Source organism: Paenibacillus doosanensis, from assembly GCF_025060755.1.
Classification (GTDB): domain Bacteria; phylum Bacillota; class Bacilli; order Paenibacillales; family NBRC-103111; genus Paenibacillus_S; species Paenibacillus_S doosanensis.
The window spans coordinates 78,331-99,218 of the sequence record NZ_JANYUY010000017.1 but is presented as its reverse complement, the minus strand read 5'-3'; the positions used below and the strand labels follow the sequence as shown (position 1 = coordinate 99,218).

Here is a 20,888-nt window from a genome sequence, read left to right as displayed (position 1 = left end):
TTCAATCACGAGCTTTTCTTATCGGTGTTCGCTGAACCGGCTGCGGAAGGCGGTAGGGCGCACGCCGTTTTTTTGTTTGAACAGATTGGAGAAATAATGGGCATCCGAATAGCCCAATTGCTCGGAAATCTCGTTGACCGTTAAATTCGTCTCGATCAGCATCAGCTTGGCCGACTCCATTTTTTTGGTCAGCACATAATGATAAATGGTCGTGCCCAGCTCTTTTTTGAACACACGGTTCAAATGCTTGGCCGACATGCCGAGCTCCTTGACGAGCTGCTCCGTATGAAACGGCTGCAGTATCTGGTTATCCAGGTGCAGTTTAATCTGCCGTACAAGCATGGATAGAAGCTCGCCCCGGCTGCTTTGAATTTCCGATAGCCGGATGACGATCTGCATGAACAGCAGCTGCATGGCTCCCTGCATCTCCTCGATCGTCTTGCTCTCGGACCATTCAATCCCTTGCCTGAATAACGGTTCCATGGACGCATTCGGAACAACGACGGTCGAGAGCAGACGGTAAGCCTCCAGTACGTTGAGCGCCCACAGGCTGTGAACGTTATACCATATAAATACCCAAGGCTCCTCCGGCGTCGCTTCGGATATGACCTCGTGGAAGCAGCCGCTTCGCATGAGGAAGACGTCGCCTTGCTGCACGCGGCTTGTTTGTTCATTGACGCGAACCTTCCCTCGGCCTGACAGCACGCAGCCGATGACCGTAATTTGGGCCACTTTTCTCACATTGCGGTAAGCAGGGGTGCAGTAGTTGATGCCGATAAACGGTACGCTGATGGGGGGAGAGATTTCGCCGATTGACGGAATATGATAAATAGGCCCGTATTTGTCCATAATTCTCACCATTTCATCTGAAATTTATCGTCTGCAAAGGCCGTTTTTTTCTTATGCGCGATGAATGTATTGTACCATACTGCAACGAATCGCTGCGATGTCTGGAATACTCACTTTTTCGGCCCATAATTGTATTCAAACCTGCTGTGCCTCCTTGTATGATCATTATGACAAACAAATTAAGGGGTGTTTTCCGATGAAAGGAAAAAAAGCACTGTTGCTCGCTTCTGCCGCTATGCTGATCATGACCTCCGCCTGCTCCGGCTCCGATACGCCGAAGCAAGCGGCTCAAGAGGAGGAGAAGCAAGAACCGATCAAGCTTACCGTCCTTCAATATTTGCTCAATGTGACCGACGAAGACTTCAATAAGCTGATCGCCGAGCCGGTCAAAGCGAAGTTCCCGAACATTACGATGGAATTAGTGCGCAAGCCGGCCAATCAGTCTTTCGAAGATATGCTCACCGCCGGCACGTTTCCCGACATGATGCTGCAGGCCAATTTTGACATTTATAAGTACACGCCGCTCGGGCTTGCCGAGGACTTGAACTCTTATATTAAGAAAAGCGGCCTCGACATGTCCAAATTCGACCCGAACATTATTCAAACTCTGCAAAGCTATGGAAGCAAAGGCGAGCTGTATATGCTGCCTCTGTACAGCAATCCTGCGGCGCTTTATTACAACAAGGATATATTCGACCGGTTCGGCGTTCCCTATCCGAAGGACGGCATTACTTGGGACGAAACGATCGACCTCGCCCGCCAGCTGAGCAAAACGGACGGCGGCCAGCAGTATTACGGGCTGGATCTGATCGCGTCTCCGCGCATCTCGGCCTCCATGATGCTCCCGCTTCACGATCCGAAGACAGGCAAAGCGTTCCTGACGTCGGACGCCTGGAAGTCATATTTCGAGATGTACAAATCGATCAAGGATATACCGGGCAATCAAACGAAAGGCATATTCAACGATTTCGAGAAAAACAAAAATTTGGCGATGATGGTCGCCTATAACCGTCTCAATCAGCTGGAGGAGCTGCATCAGGCCGGTACCGAGCCGAACTGGGATATCGTTACGTTCCCAAGCCGCAAAGAGGCTCCGCTGGTGAAGGAAACCGACGTGTCCGGCCTGCTGCTGTCCACGCAGAGCAAGCATAAAGAAGAGGCGTTCAAGGTGATGGCCTTCTTAACGGAGATGGATAGTCAAGCTCGCATGGCGCGAAGAGGGCTGATCCCGGTGATCCAAGATAAAGACGCGACGAAGGATTTCGGGGCGGATCTGGCCTCGCTGCAAGGCAAAAACATACCGGCGCTGCTGAAAATGAAGATCGGTCAAAATCCGCCTCCTACCGAGTATGAGGAAATTATTAAAGACGTCATCAATAAATCGATGAACGAGTATTTGAAAGGGAAGCTGGATGTCAACACGGTTTTGAGACAGGCCGAGGATGAAGCGAACAAACGAATCGAGGAAGCCAAAAGATAATCGGATATTCGAAAAGGAGGAGAAACCATCAATGTCTCAATTCAACCAACCGGAAACCGCAGGAGGAGCTCCCGCCTATGTCATGGGATACTTTCGGTCCGGACCGAACCAGATGCATAAGGAGGAAAAGCTGCATTACGCCTATAGCAGGGACGGGCTCCACTGGTACGAGCTGAACGAAAACCGCCCCGTCTTCACAACATCGGTGGGGGAAGGCGTCCTGCGCGATCCATTCATCGCCAAGGGCGCAGACGGCTGCTGGCATATGGTGTTCACCATCCGCCCGAGGGGAATCCATATCGGGTATAGCCGTTCAACCGATCTGATCGTCTGGGAGGACGAGAGGAAGCTTCCGGTCATGCAGGGTATAGACGATGCAAAGAACAGCTGGGCGCCGGAATTTACTTACGATCACGGGCGCGATCAATATTTGCTGTATTGGGCTTCCAGCTGCGGACCGGATTTGGGCAACAGCAAGCATTATGCGGTCTGGACGCCGGATTGGCTTACGCTGACGGAGCCGTCGCTCTTCTTCGATCCCGGCTACCAGACAATCGACGCTTCGCTGGCGGAGCATGAGGGCAAATATTATATGGCCGTGAAAGATGAAAGCGTTGTATACGACCGCAGCGTCAAGCATCCTTGCCATAACGTTCTGGCCGTTGCCGACCGGCTGGAGGGGCCGTATACGGTCGTTCCGGGCGTGCGCACGCCGGACCACACGGAAGGGCCCGAGTTTCTGAAGCTGGAAGGAACGAATCGCTGGCTGCTGTTCTACGATTATTGGTCCTACGGCAAGTTCGGCATGATGGAGACAACTGATTTCCGCGAGTGGAGAGAGCTTGACCAGGACGAGTTCCGCATTCCGTACCGCGCAAGACATAATACGGTATTCCCGGTAAACGAATCTGAGCTGGCCCGGCTGCTCGACACGTACGCGCTGTTGGCCCAATACGGCACGCCGACCTATGCTCCCGTACGTTTGGCTGCGGAGGAGGCGGACGGCTTTCTGCACAACGCGTTTTCCTTGCGCACGATGACGATGCAGTTCTGCCCGAACCGTCTCGCAGGCACGCAAGTGTTATTTGACGAAGGGGACGGGAAGAACGGCTGGGCTTTGCGGCTTCGCGACGGGATGCTGGAAGCGGCCGTCGCGTCCGAGGGGGAGCGGATCATCCTTCAAACCCCGGTACAGGCGCATGCCGGCGATTCATGGCGTCATGCGGCGCTCAGCTTTGCCGAAGGCGCGGTTTCTCTATACCTGGACGGGAAGCTGGCGGGCAGCGTTCAAGCCGGTTTCGGCATCGTCGGACCGCATACGGGAGCCGGAGGATATGGCGGGCGCTTCGGCGGCGATGCGTTTGGTGACGCTTGCGGCGCGGATGCGTTTGACGGCGTGATCCGTCAAGTGAAGCTGTATTCGGTTCCGCTTCAGGAAGCGGATATCGCGATGATGATTCGCGGCCGATAGGCGATACGTATCGCGGGCTGCAAGACGAGCCGGCGACCGTCGGATGACAAGCCGTCTGCCATCTGCCATCTGCCGCCGGTCGTGTAAATAACGCGGGATAAACCGGGCAAAACGACCAATGCCGCCCTTTATGATGCAGTCAGAAAGCCGCCGATCGGCGGCTTTTTGCTTTTCATATGAAAATGTGAATATACATTGTAAATTTTTAACGCAATGGCGATCATTTTGTGGTATAACCGAAAGAGAGCAAGCCTTTCAACTGAAACGCGACTTGACGAAAGAGGTGTACGCATGGCTAATCATCGAAACTGGGCAGGAAACTATGAATACCGCGCTTCGGAGCTGCTGACTCCGGGCAGCGTGCAAGAGGTGCAGCAGGCGGTAGCGAGCCGCAGCAGGCTGAAGGTGCTCGGCACGCGCCATTCGTTCAATGGCATAGCCGACTCCGGTGAGTGTTTGTTATCGCTGCAAAATATGAACAAGGTGATCGGCTTGGACACAGCCGCCGGTCAAGTTACGGTCGAGGCCGGCATCCGCTACGGGGAGCTAAGCCGGTATTTGCACGATCACGGCTATGCGCTGCACAATTTGGCCTCGCTGCCGCATATTTCGGTTGTCGGCGCCATCGCGACTGCGACGCACGGATCAGGCGATAGCTGCGGCAATCTGGCCACCGCCGTAAGCGCTATGGAGATTGTGAAGGCGGACGGGAGCGTCGTCCGGCTTTCCCGCGATCAGCACGAAGACATCTGGGAAGGGGCCGTGGTCAATCTCGGCGGCTTGGGCGTTGTGACGAAGCTTACTTTGGACATCGTACCGGCATTTCAGATAAGCCAATCCGTGTACGATGATTTGGCATTCGAGCGTCTTCAAGACCATTTTGACGACATCACATCAAGCGCTTACAGCGTCAGCCTGTTTACGGATTGGAAACAGCCGGCGTTCAATCAGGTGTGGGTGAAGCAGAAGCTTGAAGACGGCAGCTCCGGCTCCGTGGCGGCGGAATTTTTCGGCTGCCGGCAGGCTGACGCAAACCGTCACCCGGTGAAGGGCTACCCGGCCGACAGCTGCAGTCCGCAGCTCGGGGTTCCGGGGCCGTCGTACGAACGTCTGCCGCATTTTCGCATGGAATTTACGCCAAGCGCCGGGGAGGAGCTGCAGAGCGAATATTTCGTGCCGCGCGAGCGCGCTTATGAAGCGCTATGCGCTCTCGACCGTCTGAGGGAGCGGATTGCTCCGCTGCTGTACGTTTCCGAAGTGCGTACGGTAGCGAAAGACAGCTTGTGGATGAGCCCTTGCTGCGGACGCGATTCGGTCGGCATTCATTTCACCTGGAAGCTGAATACGGATTCCGTGCTGCAATTACTGCCGTTCATCGAGGAGGCGCTTGCGCCGTTCGAAGCGCGCCCGCATTGGGCCAAGCTGTTCACGATGCCGGCGGCGCGACTGGAGGCGCTTTATGATAAACTGCCCGACTTCCGGGAGCTGCTGCTTCAGTTCGATCCGGAAGGCAAATTCAGAAACGATTACTTGAATCGTTATGTGATGAAAGCGCAGCCTTAAGCCGGCGAGAGCGATCATTTTCATAGAGAGGGGGTCGATTGGGATGGCAAATCATTTTGCCGGGATGACACGCGGCTCATGCAAAGCCTATTCTTAGGGCGAACCTTTGTATGGGCGGTGATAAGAAACCCTGTTCGCCTGCCGGACTCACAGGATGGGCTTTGCACCTTATAGTTCAATTCAAATAAGGGAGTGAAGCGCATTGACCAATCCATTGATTAGCAAACGTCAAGATCTTATCGATTTGCAGATTCAAGTCAAACGGCTGCTGGAGGAGCTTGCGGAAGAAGATACAGGCGCAGGCTTCCAGGCGGCGGCTTACTGGCACGGCGAGCCGATTCTTAATGTTGTTGCAGGAAGCGCGGATGCCGCAGGACAGCGGCCCGTTGCTGCGGATACGTTATTCGTGATCCAATCTTGCTCCAAAGGCGTCGTTTCAACGGCCGTTCATATTCTCGCGCAGCAGGGCAAACTGGCGTACGATGAGAAGATTGCCCATTACTGGCCCGAATTCGGAACGAACGGCAAAGAAAACATTACGCTCCGCCAGGTGCTTACGCATACGGCGGGAATCCCTCTGATGCCTGCGTACGCGGATATGCGGCTCGTCGCCGACTGGCAAGCGATGGTCTGCGAGATGGAGAAGCTGGAGCCCATCTGGGAGCCGGGCAGCAAGTCAGGCTACCATGGGCTGACCTTCGGCTGGATATTGGGCGAGACCGCATCCCGAGCGGACGGCCGGACAATTGCTCAAATTATCCAAGACGAGATAGGCAAGCCTTTGGGCATCGAACAGGGGCTGTACTTGGGCGCTCCCGCGGAAGCAGAAGCCCGTATCGCCGAAATTAGCGGCGAAGCCGTGCAGATTGCTTCCCTGCCGGATGACATGCTGTTCAAACGTGTTCTTCCCCCCGCTCTGGTTCCCGTCGCCAATCCGGAATGGAACTCGCCGTGGTTCCATGCTGCAGCCGTTCCCGCCGTGAATATCGTCGCTACGGCGCAGGCGTTAGCGTGCATGTATGCTTCGCTGATCGGCCAGGGCGTGAACGGCAGGCGCCTGCTCGGGCAGGACGCCATAGCGGCGGCGGCGGCGCTGCAGTTCGAAGGCATCGACGAAGTGGGGCTGGCTCCCAATCGATTGGGGCTCGGCTACAGCCTCGGCCAAGAAGGGGATGCGATGGGAGGCAGACCGACAGCTTTCGGCTATTCCGGTTTGGGCGGTATGATCGGGTATGCCGATCCGGAGAACCGTTTGGCTGCGGCGGTGCTGTGCAACCGCATGAAGGTCGGTAGAGGCAAGCGTTCCCCCGATCGGCTTGTCACCGATCTGATCCGCGAGAGATTGAGTTTAACGTAAACATAATTTTTACGATTTGGAACGAACAGCCCGGCATCTTATTAGAGCCGGGCTGTTTGCCGTTCGACTACATGGACTAAGCCCGGTGTTTGCCTTGCCGATAAAGCGTATCTGGAGTCGGGGGAGGCTCTGAATCATCATTTTTATTTGAGACATGATCATCAATAAGATCAGAATGGGGAATGTCGCGGAACATTATTCAATTTCACTCTGCATTAATGGTTCACGTGACATATCATGTTAGGTATTGAGACAGACTTCCGCCCTATATGACAATCAACCAGCTTTTCGCGCAATGTCAATTTATCATGACGAGAATCACGGAAATCGTCAATCAATCCAAATTATCGAACCACAGCAGGTCGGTTTCTAGTATAATCAATTATATTGAGCCGTCTTACATGGAAGACTGATCGCTAGATTTTTTTGCGGGAAAAAGCCCAAAACGTTTAAAAAACGTTACGGCATTACGCCGAACGATTACAAAAACTTTTTGTCGTAAATGAAGGAGGACAACAATGGTCATTGGCGCAATTGAAGCAGGAGGCACCAAATTTGTTTGCGGGATCGGCAGCGAGGATGGCGTGATTCTGGATCGCATCAGCTTTCCGACCGAGCAACCCGAACAAACGATGAGCAAAGTAATCGGCTATTTTCAAGACAAGCAGGTTGACGCGATCGGCATCGGCTCCTTCGGCCCTATTGATATCGATCCCCAAAGCCCGCAGTACGGTTACGTGACCACAACGCCGAAGCCCGGCTGGGGCGGGTATGATTTCCTGGGGACAATGAAGAACGTTTTCGACGTTCCCTGCGGATGGGACACGGACGTCAATGCCGCCGCCTTCGGCGAAGCCAAATGGGGAGCGGCTAAAGGGTTGGACAGCTGCGTTTATTACACCATCGGCACCGGCATCGGTATGGGCATTTACGCGGAGGGCCGGCTCGTTCACGGTCTTGTTCATCCTGAGGGCGGGCATATTCCGGTTCGCAGACATCCGGACGATCTCTTTGAAGGGTGCTGTCCGTATCATATGGATTGTCTGGAAGGAATGGCTTCGGGCCCTGCCATTGAGAAGCGATGGGGGAGCAAAGGGAGCGAGCTTGCGGCGGATCACACGGCATGGAGAATCGAAGCGCATTATATTGCGCAATCGATAACCTGCACCATCCTGACGCTGTCCCCGAAGAAAATGATCCTGGGAGGCGGCGTCATGCAGCAGAAGCAGTTATTCCCGATGATCCGCTCCGAGGTACTGCGCAATTTAAACGGTTATGTCAGCAGCCCGGTCATTTTATCGGATATAGACCATTATATCGTGGCTCCCGCTCTTGGAGCTAATGCAGGCTTGACCGGATCGCTGGCACTAGGGATAGCGGCTTTGACCAAATGTAACACGAAGGCGGATTAAAACGAGTATTTCTCTAGTTTCTCACATTTATAGATTAGGAAAAATGACATATGTCAACAGGCCCCTTGAGCATAGTTGCCAACAAATGATCTATTAATGACGACAGTTAGTCAGGTTACATAACATGTAAATTTTTTGTTGAACTATGAATAAAAATGAGGTAAAACTAATATATATTAGACATTTGTCTATCCCATACTAAGTTAAGGGTGGTTGAGCTGAGTGACTTTGCAAGTAGATAACGAAACCCAGGCAAAAGCATACGTACAATCCGTATATGAAACTGTAGTGAAGCGTAATCCTAATGAGAGTGAATTTCATCAGGCGGTAAAAGAAATTTTGGAATCTTTGACTCCCGTTTTCGCCAAGCATCCGAAATATATGCAGCACGGTATTCTTGAGCGTCTTGTAGAGCCGGAGCGCCTCATTACGTTCCGGGTACCTTGGGTCGACGACCAAGGGGTCATTCGCGTCAATCGCGGCTTCCGCGTCCAGTTTAACAGTGCGATCGGACCGTACAAAGGCGGTTTGCGCTTCCATCCTTCCGTAAATGCAAGCATCATTAAATTTCTCGGCTTCGAACAAACATTCAAAAACTCGCTTACAGGCCAGCAGATCGGCGGCGGTAAAGGCGGCTCCGACTTCGACCCCAAAGGCAAATCCGACAACGAAATCATGCGTTTCACCCAAAGCTTCATGACAGAGCTGAATAAATATATCGGGCAAGACATCGACGTGCCTGCAGGGGACATCGGCGTCGGTGCACGTGAAATCGGGTACATGTTCGGTCAATATAAAAGAATCCGCGGCGCTTATGAAGCGGGCGTATTGACAGGCAAAGGCATTATCTACGGCGGCAGCTTGGCGCGTACGGAAGCTACCGGCTACGGCTGCGTATACTTCGTTAACGAAATGCTGCAGTCTCAAGGTCTTAGCTTCGACGGCAGCACGGTTGTCGTGTCCGGCTCCGGCAACGTGGCTATTTATTCGATCCAAAAAGCGATGCAGCTGGGCGCCAAAGTTGTTGCTTGCAGCGACTCCAACGGTTACATTTACGATGAAAACGGAATTGACCTGGACACCGTCCGCCGCTTGAAGGAAGTCGAAAGAAAGCGGATCAGCGAGTATGTGAAAGAGCATCCGCATGCGACGTATCACGAGGGCTGCAACGGCATCTGGACGATTCCTTGCGACATCGCGCTCCCAAGCGCAACGCAAAACGAGATCGACGCTGAAGCCGCAAAAACGCTTGTGCGCAACGGCGTCAAAGCCGTCGGCGAAGGAGCCAATATGCCGTCCACACTGGAAGCGATCGAAATCTTCCTGGAAGCAGGCGTTCTGTTCGGACCGGCCAAAGCGGCAAATGCAGGCGGCGTTGCGGTATCCGCACTCGAAATGTCCCAGAACAGCATGAGATACTCGTGGCACTTCCATGAAGTAGACGATAAACTTCACGCTATCATGAAAAATATTTACAGAAGCTCCGTTCAAGCGGCAGAAGAGTACGGCCATCCGGGAAATCTTGTCGTTGGAGCGAACATTGCCGGCTTCATTAAAGTAGCAGATGCGATGATCGCGCAAGGGGTCATTTAAAAACCTCTGCCGATACAATTTTAAGCCATATGACTAATACTCCAGTTTCATTCATTTGGAGATGATGAAGGCCGCCGCGGGCAACCGGGCGGTCTTTCTTAATTGTTTAGGAAATGATGCGCAGCAATATCCTGTGGATATCCGTGGGCTCCCCCGAAAGTAATGTCTAACCATAGAACGATCCTGGCTGAATGGTTAGACGCCGATCCAGCTGAAGCTGGATGCGGACGGAATAAGCTTCAGAGCATCACGTCACTTTTGGGGGATTTGTTCTGCTCGGACAGCTTGACCGGAACGGATTTCCTGCACAAATGGAATTGATTACCGGGATGGATCGAAGTAATATAATTGTATGCACATGCCATTTACGTAAAATGTTCGCAGTAAAATGAAAACGTTTACTAAGGAGGCGGTGGAGTGGTAAGCATCATTATTGCCGACGACGAGCCGATTACAAGGCAAGGCTTGTCGATGTTGCCCTGGGAGGAAGAAGGGTTCGTTCTGTCAGGACTTGTAAGCAACGGGGTGGAGGCGCTTGACTTAATCCGTTCCTGCAGATCGGATATTTTATTGACCGATATCCGCATGCCCGGCATGAACGGACTTGAGCTGATGGAATGCGCAAGACATGAGCATCCTCAGCTCAAAGTCATTTTTATTACCGCCTATCATCAGCTGGAATATGCCCTGAAGGCGATTCAGCTGGGAGCTTCAGGCTTCGTGTTGAAGCCGACCGATCCGGATGAGATCATGAACGAATGTAGAAAAGTAAAGGAATCGATCGACAGCGAACGCGAACGGAAGAAAGCCGCCAAAGACATAGAGGAGCGGTTGAAGGAATATCAGTACATACTGGAGAGCAAGGTTAAAGCGGATGCTTCTTCCAACAGTGTGAGCAGCGTGATTGTGGATATTTTGCGCGAGATGGAAACCCGCTATATGGAAGACCTTACGCTCCAGCTATTTTCGCAGCGCTATCATTTTCATCCCGATTATTTGACCCGCTTGTTCAAAAAGGAAACCGGCGATAACTTCGTGAACGTCCTGGTGCGTATCCGGATGCAGCAAGCGGTTCATTTGTTGGCGGATGCCTCGATTAAAATCTATGAAATTGCGGAGCGCGTCGGAATCCGGGATTCGCGTTATTTCGGCCAGCTGTTCAAAAAGCATTACGGAGTCACGCCGCATGAATTTCGCAAGCGTCTTCATTCCGGGCAGGACGAAACGGAGGAATCTTGATGCGCGAAGCCGCATGGCTGTCGAAGCTGAAGAGAATCAGCGCCGACCTAAGTATTCGCAATAAGCTCTTTATCGCCTTCCTGTTGTTAAATTTCATTCCTCTCGCCATTATCGGCACACTCACTTACCAAAAATCCAACTTGCTCATTCAAGAAAAGACCAATGACTATACGATCGATCTTCTGAGCGAAGTCAGCAAAAATATTGAACTGAATTTGCGTGAGATCGACCGACTGTATTACGCCATCTTTACTAATCCCGAAGTGCGCCGCGCTCTGATGCAGGCCAATACGGGACAACTGTCCATGGTCGATTACTTATCGCTGTCTAACGCGGTAAGTCAAATATTGTACGCGGCTATTATCGACCGCGATGATGTGGAGAACGTTCATCTCATTTCGTTGAACGGACAAGTATTTCAAACGGGAGACCGGCCGTTTAAGACAAGCTTGAATAGGGACGACTGGGATCAGATTATAAGCAATAAGGGCGATCTGATCTGGATCAATCTGGAGAGCGATCCTCTATTTATCGCAGGGGGCAGCTCGATTTATGATGTCGATAATTTAAAGAAGATCGGTTATTTTATATTGGATTACAAGAAAACAGCAATATCCAAGTATTACAATCAGATTAAACTGATTGAGCAAGGAGATCTATATATTATCGATCAGAACGGTCAAATTATCTCACATGAAAACGAATCCTTGATTAACAGCCGACCGGACGCGTCGTACATTGATCGTATTCTCGGCGGAGGGAAGCAGGGCAACTTTGCGGAACAAGTGGACGGACGCAGGCAAATCATTACTTACCAGCAAATAGGTAACATGGGATGGAAGATAATTAGTGTCATTCCTGCAGAAAACTATTTGATCCAGTCGCTCATTTTGAAAAATTGGATGCTGCTTATTTTCTTGTCCGTATTCGTGCTGGCGATCCTTCTTGCCTACTGCATGTCGAACGGCATCTCCAGGCCGATTCGGCAGCTGTCGGAGATGATGAAGCATGTCGAACGCGACCGCCTCGATGTCAGCTTCCATTACCATTCGCGCAACGAAATTGGCGTTTTAAGCCGCAATTTTAACCGTATGATCGAAAGGATCAGCTATCTGATCAATCAGGTATATCAGGAAGAACTGTTAAAGCAGCGCTCCCAGTTAAAATACCTTATGTTTCAAATTAACCCGCATTTTCTGTTTAATACACTGGAAACGATTAATTGGTTGGCGCGCATTCAAGGGGCTCCCGATGTCGGCAGGCTGTCCAAGGCGTTAGGGGATCTCATGCGCGAAGCCATCAAAGGGAAGGAGCTGGTGACGCTCGACCGGGAAATCACGAATGTTAATAAGTATGTATATATCCAAAACTATCGCTATGCCGACAAATTTCATATGGTTATCGAGATGCATCCGGATACGCTTCGAGTGGTTGTTCCGCGCTTTATTCTGCAGCCGTTGGTTGAAAATGCGATCGTACACGGCCTGGAATTGAAGATGGGCCAAGGGACAATAGCGATCCGCAGCTGCTTCCGGGGCGATCAACTGGTGCTGAGCGTAACCGACGAAGGCCAGGGAATAGAGCCGTCCAAACTAGCGGACATTCAGACGGCGCTATCCGGGAAGGCGGAAAACCCGCAAACGGGTATCGGGCTGCTCAACGTTCATCAGCGTATCCAACTCCACTATGGAAAGGCGTACGGGCTCTCTATTCAAAGCATCCCCGGCAGCGGGACTTTCGTGCAGCTGACCCTTCCGGGCAACGGAGGTCCCGGGGAAAGACAGTCAGAATCTTCAACCTAAATGTCAGAAATACCGCATGGTGTCATGTGCAATTTACGATTATCCTAATTTTAGGAGGACCGGGGTGGGATTGGGAATGGTCAAATCGATAGCGTTGCTCTTGATGCTCGTCTTCTTTACCGCAGTAACCGCTTGCGCGAACACGCAGTTCCAAACGGGCAGGATGCCGTCCGTCGGGCATGCGGAGAAAGAAAAGGTAAGAATGGTTATGTATGACTGGATGCGGGAGCGCAACCCGATCACCGACATCTACAGCGAAGTCGTAGCCGAGTTCAATGCCCGAGAGGATGTGCATGCGTCCATGTCCGTTCGCCACATTCCCGGCACCCCATACTACGCGAAGCTCAATGCGGGAATTGCGGCGAACCACGGACCGGATCTTTTTATGAGCCATGCCGCCGGCGTATTGGGGAAATATGCCGCTGCGGATAGACTTCTTTCTCTGGACGATGCATTTGCTGTCGATCCGAAATGGAAGGAGAGCTTTAATCCCGGCGTGCTCGATCTATTGTCCTATCGGGATAAGATTTACGCGGTTCCCAGCTCTTTTGCGGTCGTAGCCTTATTTTACAACAAGCACATTTTCGAGCAGCACAGTCTTGTCCCCCCGCGGACGTACGAGCAATTGCTGTCGGTCGTCCGGGTATTGGCAGCGAACGGGGTGACTCCTTTGGCCTTCGGCGCGAAAACGCCGTGGACGGCCGCGCAGTTCAGCGAGATGGTGGCCAATCGCATCGGGGGCAATGAACCGTACGATGCGATCATGGAAGGCAGAGGAAGCTGGCTGCACCCGTCTTTCATTGAAACGGGCCATGTGATGCAGCAATTGCGGGATAACGGCGCTTTTCCGCAATCGTTCCTCGAGCTCGACAACGATGCCGTTAACTTAATGTTCAAACAGGGACAAGCGGCGATGCTGGTGACGGGCAGCTGGGCGATCAATCAGATGATTGCCGATGATTCCAAGATCAAGGACTCGGTCGGCGTCATCCCGTTCCCCGCTTTTCCGAACGGCAAGGGAGACATGGACACCTGGCTCGGGCAAACCTCCGTTAATTTTGCGGTCAATGCCGAGGCGAAGGATCAAGCGGCGGCGATCGAGCTTTTGAAGATGTTCACCGGCGAGAAATACCAGCGGAAGATCGCCGAGAAGGGCGGGGATATTCCTGTCATCAAGCTGGAGCTTAATCCCGGCCTTACCCCTCAGCTCACGCAGGCGCTGCAAGAGCAGCTGACGGGTATGAAACGGCTGTTTATCTTCTATGATGTGGGACTCGGCACAGTCATCGGCGATGAGTACAATCAAACCGTTCAAGCGATTTTGGCCGGGAAGCCGCCGGAGGAAGCGTTCGCGAATTTGGAAACGTTTACAAATCTTCATCGGGGCAACTGATGTGAGGTTTCCGCCGATCCATATGTAAGCGCTACGATAAGGAGGATTCCTATGGGTTTTGATGCAGATTCGGTAAAAATGAATTATTCCGCCCAGCTGACTGCAACTCGCCGCAAGAGACTCTGGAGACAAATCAAAATCGATTACCAGCTTTATGTCATTATTTTGCTTCCGTTCGCCTGGCTTCTTATTTTTCAATACGGCCCTATGTACGGTTTGCAGCTGGCGTTTAAGGATTTTCATGTATTTCAGGGAATATGGGGCAGTCCGTGGGTAGGCTTTAAGCATTTCGCCAAGTTTTTCGAATCGTACCAGTTTATCAGCGTCGTCAGAAACACGGTTTTGATCAGCGTCTATGAGCTGGTTGCCGGGTTTCCGATTCCGATTATTTTGGCGCTCGCCTTGAATGCCACCCTGCGGACCCAATTCAAGCAAGCCGTCCAATTCATTACGTACATGCCTTATTTTATATCTACGGTCGTGATGGTCGGAATTATCCTGCAATTTCTGAATCCGCGAATCGGCATTGTCAATCTCGCTCTTGGGCAATTGGGGATCGAACCGATGAACTTCATGGGGGACCCCTCCATGTTCAAGTCGATCTACGTATGGTCCGGCATATGGCAGCACGCAGGCTGGGGAACGATTATTTATTTGGCCGCCCTGTCCGGGATCAGTCAGGAAATTCACGAGGCGGCGACCATCGACGGGGCAAGCCGGATACAGCGCATCTGGAATGTGGATTTGCCCGGTATCGCGCCGACCATCACTACGCTGCTGATTTTGAACATGGGACATATTATGGGGATCGGTTTCGAGAAAATTTATTTGATGCAAAATCCGCTGAACATCGCTTCATCCGAGGTTATCTCGACCTATGTGTACTCCGTCAGCCTTGCTTCGTCGGCTCCGAACTATTCGTACGCGACGGCGATCGGATTTTTTAACTCCTTTATTAACTTATTCCTAATTATGACGGTGAACCAGATTGCCAAGAAAGTCGGAGAAACCAGCTTATGGTGAGGAGGCGAAGCGATGAAGGAATCGAAATTGGCGTTGACCCGGTCGGATAAAATGTTTTACTTCTGCAACGATTTGCTTCTGCTGCTTGCTCTCTTGATCGTATTATACCCTTTGATTTATATATTCAGCGCTTCCTTCAGCGGGAGAGAAGCGGTTGTCACCGGAAAAGTGTTTCTGTGGCCGGTCGATTTCTCCCTGGAAGGCTATGCAGCGGTGTTCCGCGACCCGCGCATTGTGATCGGCTATACGAATACGTTATTTTACACGGTGACCGGCACATTGATCAACATTACGTTAACGATTATGGCCGCCTATCCTTTATCGAGAAAGACGATGGTCGGGCGGAATATCATCATGTATCTGTTTGCGTTCACCATGCTGTTTAACGGCGGGCTGATTCCGAACTATTTGCTGATGAAAAACCTCCATATGATTGACACGAGATGGGCGATGCTGCTGCCGGCCGGTCTGAGCGTATTCAATGTGATTATCGCCCGGACGTTCTACCAGACGACCATAAGCCAGGAGCTGTATGAAGCGGCTGCGATAGACGGGTGCTCGCATGTGAAGTTCATTTGGCATATCGTCATGCCGTTGTCCAAAGCCATTACGGCCGTGCTGGTGCTGTTCTACGGCGTCTATCATTGGAATTCGTATTTCAACGCGTTTATTTATTTGAAGAGCGACACGCTCTATCCGCTGCAAATCGTTCTGCGCGATATTCTCGTCCAGAACAACATTGATCCGAGTACGATCACCGATCCCGAATCGATGATGCGCAAGCAGGGGCTAGCCGATCTGGTCAAATATGCCATCGTTGTCGTTGCCAGCCTGCCAGTCTGGCTGGTCTATCCGTTCGTACAAAAGCATTTCGTTAAAGGTGTGATGATCGGATCTATTAAAGGTTGACCGCAGCACGCTGGATATAGCCAACCGCAGCCCTTTATTCGGGGTTCCGGTTGATTTATATAAGATCCAATGGAAGGGAGAATGTATGTGAGAAAAGGGCTCATCGGCTTTCTAACGTCGCTTCTTGCAGTAACGATGGTTGTCAGCGCCTGCTCGAACCCGGAGTCGGCTTCCTCCTCGCAAACCGGCAATGACAGCAGCAACAAGACGGATCAACCTAAGGACGGCTCCAAGAAACTAACCCCCTTGACGGTCACGACACCGCGTTGGCCGAATACTTTATCGTACGAATACGGTGAAAACGAATTGACGACTTGGGAGCAGGATCAAACGAATATTCAGGTCAAATGGAATCTGTTTCCCGACGCCGACAAGATGCAGAAGCTGAACCTCGAGCTATCCTCCGGCGGTAATTTGGGCGATGTGGTTATGGGCGATTTCGGCGCCGACAACTCCTTCCTGGCGACCTACGGCTCCCAAGGCGCGCTCATTCCGCTCGAAGAGTTGATCGAGAAGTACGCGCCCAACATCAAGCAGCAGTTCGAGCAGTATCCGGATTTAAAAAAGTCGGTTACCGCGCCGGACGGACATATTTACGGACTTCGGGAGCTGGGGGTTTGCTATAACTGCGACCGGGCGATGCGCTTCTGGATCAACTCCGATTTTCTCAAAAAACTGAATATGAAAATGCCCGAAACGACGGACGAACTGGCGCAGTACTTGAGGGCGGTCAAAGAAAAGGACCCGAACGGCAACGGAAAAGCCGATGAGATCGGCATCACCGGATCGCCGAAAAGCTGGTACGCCAACGTTCATCAATTCATTTTGCATGCGTTTACTTATTTTGACGGGGACGGCCTCTACGTTAAAAACGACAAGGTTGCGGCCGCTTATGCAACGCCGGAATGGCGAGAGGGGCTGCGCTATCTGAACAAGCTGTACGGCGAAGGCTTAATCGATCCTTCGGCATTCACGAACGACGAAAATCAAATGAAGCAAACGGTCGAGCTGAACGGCGGCCTGACCGTTGCCGCAGTCGCCGGCGGCGGGCAGCATGTATTCGCAGCCAACGATTCCACGAGATTGAAGTATGAGATCGTTCCGCCGCTTAAAGGGCCGAACGGCTTCCAGAACGCTTACCGCAACGACTACGGCATTATTGCCAGCTACAAGTTCATGATCCCCGCATCGGTTAAAGACAAGGTCGCTGCGATCAAGTGGATCGATTTTCAATTCACGCCGGATGCGAGCGCCAGAGGACGTTACGGTACACCGGGCGTGAACTGGGAGAAGCCGAAGGCCGGGACGATTGCGGCCAACGGCGGCGACGCGCAATTCGCGATCATCGGCCACGACATTTGGCAGGACCCGCAGAAAGCGCATTGGCACGGCGCAAACAGCGTATGGCAGCGCTGGGGCTCCGATGCGCGGGCGAAGCTGGAGGCGGGCCAGTTCGACCTGGAGACCTCGTTGTTCGAATCAGCCAAACTGTACGATAAATACGCGGAAAAAGTTTCCGTGCCGAAGTTCTTCTTTAGCCCGGACACCGCACAGAAATACAATCAGCTCCGGCAGGACTTGAAAAAGTATTATGAAGCGGCTACGGCGGATTTTATCGTCGGCAACCGGAGCATCGATAAAGATTGGGATACGTATTTGGGCGAGCTGAAAAAAATCGGAAACGATGAATTTATCAGCATTCAGCAAAGCGAATACGACAAAAATTGGAAAGGTAAATAACCTATCAACCGGAAGGAGGGCGAAAGGAATGAACGATCTGCTGCAAATAGACCGGGATGTGAGCGCCAAGCTGCGCTCCATGAAAATCGGGGTACAAGGCAGCTTTTATCCAGCGCCGCCGGATATGCCCAAGGAAGACATCACGGAGTGGCAAATTCGCCGGCTGGCCGCTCTAGGCTGCACGGCGCACCAGATCGGATTCGGCGTGCTGCCGGACGACGAAGGCAAGCTGCTCGCCATCAAGGCGCTGGCCGATTCGCTTGGCGTAGAGCTGGAGCTGACCGCCCCCGGCGCTTTCGGGGTAAGCGGCCCTTATGCGGATGCCGAGGCCAGGCAGCGTTTCTTGAAAGCCGTCGGGCAGGCACGGCTTCTGGGTGTGCCGGTTGTGCGGACCGGCTACGGACGGTTGAATGTCAGTACGAGCCGCTTCAATCGAAGCATGAATGTTCGCGAGCATCTGGATTCTCTGGTTCCTGCTTTGCGCGAAGCGGGCCATATCGCTGCGGATGCGGGAGTGGGGCTGGCCGTGGAAAATCATTGCGATTTTACCGGACGGGAAATGGGTTATTTGTTGGACCAAACGGATTTGGCGAATGTCGGCGCCGCTCTGGATACGGCTAACGGATTTACGGTGTTTTGCGATCCGCAGGACGATATCGAAGCGCTGGCCCCCTATGCGTTCACGACCCATATGAAGGATATGGCTGTTGTCGATATGCCGGTCCGGGGATACATTCCGATGACGGCGCAAGGATGCGGCCTGGGGGAAGGTCATGTCGACTTGTCGCGGGCGATCGATCTTCTCGCAAGGCATAGTCCGCGCGCCGACGGCTTGCATCTGCTGATAGAGCCGGGATGGATGGCTTGGGACCCGAACCGGGACCAGTGGGAGCAGGAATATGAATATTTTGCGCAAGGCATCCGCTATTTGCAAGCATTGCTGGACGAAAAAGCGAACGGATCGGAGGAGCGCCCATGACGAAGCGGCGGATTCGAATCGGACATACAGCGATTACTTGGGATAACCATGAAGTGGATCAAGCTATTGAAGCCATCGGTTCTTGCGGTTATTGGGGAACGGAAACGTTCGGCTGGGTTCTGGATGATTGGGAGAAGAGCGGCCGGGATTTGCCGGAACGGTTTCAGCGAAGCGGGCTGCAATTAACCTCGTTATATTGTCATCTGGATCTCGTCGATCCGGGCAAACGCGAGGAAGGCATCCGGCAGGTGATGGATTGGGTACGGCTGTATAAGCAATTTAACGGGCCGGTTGTCGTCATCGGCGGTATGATGATACAGCGCAGCGGCTTCGACATTACGGAGTATGATTCCCATATTACGACAACGTTAAACGAGCTCGCCAGGCGGATTTGCGATCAAGGGCTGCTCTGCTGCTTTCATCCGCATACCGGAACGCCCGTTGAAACGGAGGAAGAAATACGCAGGGTGATGGACGGGGTGGATGCGGATGCGGTTACCTTCGCGCCGGACCTCGGCCAAATCGCCAAGGGCGGCTCCGACCCGTTCGAGCTGGTCAAGGAATATTACGAGCTGATTCGCATGGTGCATATCAAAGACTATATCGGCGGCCCGGTCGAGAGGGATGCGGAGGGGCGCGAAATCGACAAAACCGGATTTCTCGGCTACACGCCGCTCGGTATGGGGACGGTCAATATTCAAGGCATACTTGACTATTTGGAGGAGCGCGATTACAGCCACTATGCGCTGGTTGAGCTCGACGGCAATCAGTGGAGCCCGACCCGGAAGGGCCGTCCGATGATGCCGCCGCTGGAAGCGATTCAAGCAAGCAAGCGTTATTTAGAGCAGCTGGGATATCGCAACTTCCGCACGGTATAAGGGAGTGCATCAGTCAAATCAAGGGAAAGAAGGCTAGGGACGATGTCGACCAATAAGAACGTATTGATAACCGGAGGAGCCGGGCGGTTGGCCCGGTATACGATCGATTATTTGTTGGAGCGCAACTATCGAGTGACCGCCTTCGATATGGTTACGCCCGATCCGGACTCGTTTCCGAAGGGGGTTCCGTTCGTCAAAGGCAACTTAACCTCGCTTGAGGATAATATGCGCGCGCTTCACCTGTCCGGAGCGGACGCCATCGTTCATCTCGGCGCCATTACGCACGATACTTCGTTGCAGCCCGGGCGCAGCAGAATTCAGCGGATGCCGGAAGACGAGACGATGCGGGTCAATACGATGGGAACCTATTATTTGATGGATGCGGCGCGCCGATTCCATGTCAAGACCGTCGTTGCCGCTTCCTCCTACTATGTGCTGGGCCTTGGCTTTCGCATCAGCGACAGGCCGTTCCGGGTTCATTACTTGCCGATTGACGAAGAACATCCGCTGCAGCCGGAGGATTCCTACAGCCTTTCCAAGCTGATCAATGAGGAGACCTTGAAGGCATTCGGATTGGCGTACGGCATCCGCACCGTAGCGTTTCGTCTCAACGGGGTGGATTATCCGTTCCAAAGAGATACGTATAAATACAATATAACGCCCGAGGCGCGTCCGAATCATACGGGCGGCCCGATCGGCACGACGCATCAATATATCGACCCGCGCGATGCGGCGCAAGCGTTTGCCCTGGCGCTGGAGGCGACCAACCTGGAGCTGTTTGAGGCCTTTTATCTCCACACGGATAGCAGACATTGGGAGGATACGAAAACGGTCGTCGAACGGCATTGGCCGGATTTGAAGGAGCTCGCCGGCCATTTGGAAGGGACGGAGGGCGTGATCACCGGCAGGAAACTGCGCGAAAAGCTGGGCTACGAGCCAAAATATTCGTGGCGAAATCCGCCGCACGACTTCTAAGCCGCCGGAGAGCCGGGTGGCATGACTTTTAAAGACGCTTCCCAAACCACGTTCAGTGGAGACGGCAGCGTCTTTCTTCATTGGATCTCCCGTTTTGCCACCGGATTGCCTATGAAATTTAAAAATACAGTTGACACGACACTAAATGGTGTCCTATAATCCAAACAGACACCAAAAGGTGTCTCATATCGAAGCATCGCCTCATGCAAGGCGAAGGCGATATGA

Annotated in this window: 16 protein-coding genes; 15 read left to right on the top strand and 1 reads right to left on the bottom strand. The window is 52.6% G+C overall.

Annotated elements, in window-relative coordinates:
- Window positions 1-18: 18 nt before the first annotated feature.
- Complete coding sequence (locus N0M98_RS14375) at window positions 19-849, bottom strand: AraC family transcriptional regulator (RefSeq protein ID WP_259618305.1); 831 nt, start codon at window positions 847-849, stop codon at window positions 19-21.
- Window positions 850-1,045: 196 nt separating this feature from the next.
- On the opposite strand from N0M98_RS14375, the gene N0M98_RS14370 reads away from it, so the two are divergent.
- The 15 genes from N0M98_RS14370 to N0M98_RS14300 all read left to right on the top strand — a co-directional run bounded on the left by N0M98_RS14370 (window position 1,046) and on the right by N0M98_RS14300 (window position 20,663).
- A complete protein-coding gene (locus N0M98_RS14370) occupies window positions 1,046-2,329 on the top strand; it encodes an ABC transporter substrate-binding protein (RefSeq protein WP_249863377.1) in 1,284 nt (427 codons plus the stop codon).
- A gap of 31 nt (window positions 2,330-2,360) precedes the next feature.
- Entirely contained in the window at window positions 2,361-3,800 is a 1,440-nt protein-coding gene (locus tag N0M98_RS14365; RefSeq protein ID WP_259618304.1) for a LamG-like jellyroll fold domain-containing protein, read from the top strand.
- Window positions 3,801-4,091: 291 nt separating this feature from the next.
- Complete coding sequence (locus N0M98_RS14360) at window positions 4,092-5,363, top strand: FAD-binding protein (protein WP_249863375.1); 1,272 nt, start codon at window positions 4,092-4,094, stop codon at window positions 5,361-5,363.
- A gap of 202 nt (window positions 5,364-5,565) precedes the next feature.
- Window positions 5,566-6,720: a serine hydrolase domain-containing protein gene (locus tag N0M98_RS14355; RefSeq protein WP_259618303.1), complete on the top strand. Its 1,155-nt coding sequence runs from the start codon at window positions 5,566-5,568 to the stop codon at window positions 6,718-6,720.
- Window positions 6,721-7,238: 518 nt separating this feature from the next.
- Window positions 7,239-8,132 carry an ROK family protein gene (locus tag N0M98_RS14350; RefSeq protein ID WP_259618302.1) on the top strand — a complete coding sequence of 298 codons (894 nt, stop codon included), beginning with the start codon at window positions 7,239-7,241 and terminating at the stop codon, window positions 8,130-8,132.
- A 222-nt stretch (window positions 8,133-8,354) separates the two neighbouring features.
- Entirely contained in the window at window positions 8,355-9,725 is a 1,371-nt protein-coding gene (gene gdhA, locus N0M98_RS14345; protein WP_249863372.1) for an NADP-specific glutamate dehydrogenase, read from the top strand.
- 417 nt (window positions 9,726-10,142) lie between these two features.
- Window positions 10,143-10,964: a response regulator transcription factor gene (locus N0M98_RS14340; protein WP_249863371.1), complete on the top strand. Its 822-nt coding sequence runs from the start codon at window positions 10,143-10,145 to the stop codon at window positions 10,962-10,964.
- On the top strand, window positions 10,964-12,766 hold the full coding sequence (locus N0M98_RS14335; protein WP_249863370.1) for a sensor histidine kinase: 1,803 nt from the start codon (window positions 10,964-10,966) through the stop codon (window positions 12,764-12,766). The genes N0M98_RS14340 and N0M98_RS14335 overlap by 1 nt, the downstream gene beginning before the upstream one ends.
- Window positions 12,767-12,830: 64 nt before the next feature.
- Entirely contained in the window at window positions 12,831-14,159 is a 1,329-nt protein-coding gene (locus tag N0M98_RS14330) for an ABC transporter substrate-binding protein (RefSeq protein ID WP_259618301.1), read from the top strand.
- A 51-nt stretch (window positions 14,160-14,210) separates the two neighbouring features.
- Window positions 14,211-15,182 carry an ABC transporter permease gene (locus tag N0M98_RS14325; protein WP_249863368.1) on the top strand — a complete coding sequence of 324 codons (972 nt, stop codon included), beginning with the start codon at window positions 14,211-14,213 and terminating at the stop codon, window positions 15,180-15,182.
- Between the two features lie 12 nt (window positions 15,183-15,194).
- Entirely contained in the window at window positions 15,195-16,091 is an 897-nt protein-coding gene (locus tag N0M98_RS14320; RefSeq protein WP_249863367.1) for a carbohydrate ABC transporter permease, read from the top strand.
- A gap of 87 nt (window positions 16,092-16,178) precedes the next feature.
- Window positions 16,179-17,831: an extracellular solute-binding protein gene (locus N0M98_RS14315; protein ID WP_259618300.1), complete on the top strand. Its 1,653-nt coding sequence runs from the start codon at window positions 16,179-16,181 to the stop codon at window positions 17,829-17,831.
- A 28-nt stretch (window positions 17,832-17,859) separates the two neighbouring features.
- Entirely contained in the window at window positions 17,860-18,810 is a 951-nt protein-coding gene (locus N0M98_RS14310) for a sugar phosphate isomerase/epimerase family protein (RefSeq protein WP_249863365.1), read from the top strand.
- Window positions 18,807-19,688: a sugar phosphate isomerase/epimerase family protein gene (locus N0M98_RS14305; RefSeq protein ID WP_249863364.1), complete on the top strand. Its 882-nt coding sequence runs from the start codon at window positions 18,807-18,809 to the stop codon at window positions 19,686-19,688. The genes N0M98_RS14310 and N0M98_RS14305 overlap by 4 nt, the downstream gene beginning before the upstream one ends.
- A 42-nt stretch (window positions 19,689-19,730) precedes the next feature.
- Window positions 19,731-20,663 carry an NAD-dependent epimerase/dehydratase family protein gene (locus N0M98_RS14300; protein WP_259618299.1) on the top strand — a complete coding sequence of 311 codons (933 nt, stop codon included), beginning with the start codon at window positions 19,731-19,733 and terminating at the stop codon, window positions 20,661-20,663.
- The last annotated feature ends 225 nt before the right edge of the window (window positions 20,664-20,888 follow it).

What these genes read in the sequence shown, in the direction of transcription:
- N0M98_RS14360 (WP_249863375.1), top strand. Translation starts at nt 4,092, where the DNA reads ATGGCTAATCATCGAAACTGGGCAGGAAACTATGAATACCGCGCTTCG.
- N0M98_RS14305 (WP_249863364.1), top strand. Translation starts at nt 18,807, where the DNA reads ATGACGAAGCGGCGGATTCGAATCGGACATACAGCGATTACTTGGGAT.
- N0M98_RS14350 (WP_259618302.1), top strand. Translation starts at nt 7,239, where the DNA reads ATGGTCATTGGCGCAATTGAAGCAGGAGGCACCAAATTTGTTTGCGGG.
- N0M98_RS14300 (WP_259618299.1), top strand. Translation starts at nt 19,731, where the DNA reads ATGTCGACCAATAAGAACGTATTGATAACCGGAGGAGCCGGGCGGTTG.
- N0M98_RS14310 (WP_249863365.1), top strand. Translation starts at nt 17,860, where the DNA reads ATGAACGATCTGCTGCAAATAGACCGGGATGTGAGCGCCAAGCTGCGC.
- N0M98_RS14320 (WP_249863367.1), top strand. Translation starts at nt 15,195, where the DNA reads ATGAAGGAATCGAAATTGGCGTTGACCCGGTCGGATAAAATGTTTTAC.
- N0M98_RS14325 (WP_249863368.1), top strand. Translation starts at nt 14,211, where the DNA reads ATGGGTTTTGATGCAGATTCGGTAAAAATGAATTATTCCGCCCAGCTG.
- N0M98_RS14335 (WP_249863370.1), top strand. Translation starts at nt 10,964, where the DNA reads ATGCGCGAAGCCGCATGGCTGTCGAAGCTGAAGAGAATCAGCGCCGAC.
- N0M98_RS14370 (WP_249863377.1), top strand. Translation starts at nt 1,046, where the DNA reads ATGAAAGGAAAAAAAGCACTGTTGCTCGCTTCTGCCGCTATGCTGATC.
- N0M98_RS14375 (WP_259618305.1), bottom strand. Translation starts at nt 849, where the DNA reads ATGGACAAATACGGGCCTATTTATCATATTCCGTCAATCGGCGAAATC.
- N0M98_RS14365 (WP_259618304.1), top strand. Translation starts at nt 2,361, where the DNA reads ATGTCTCAATTCAACCAACCGGAAACCGCAGGAGGAGCTCCCGCCTAT.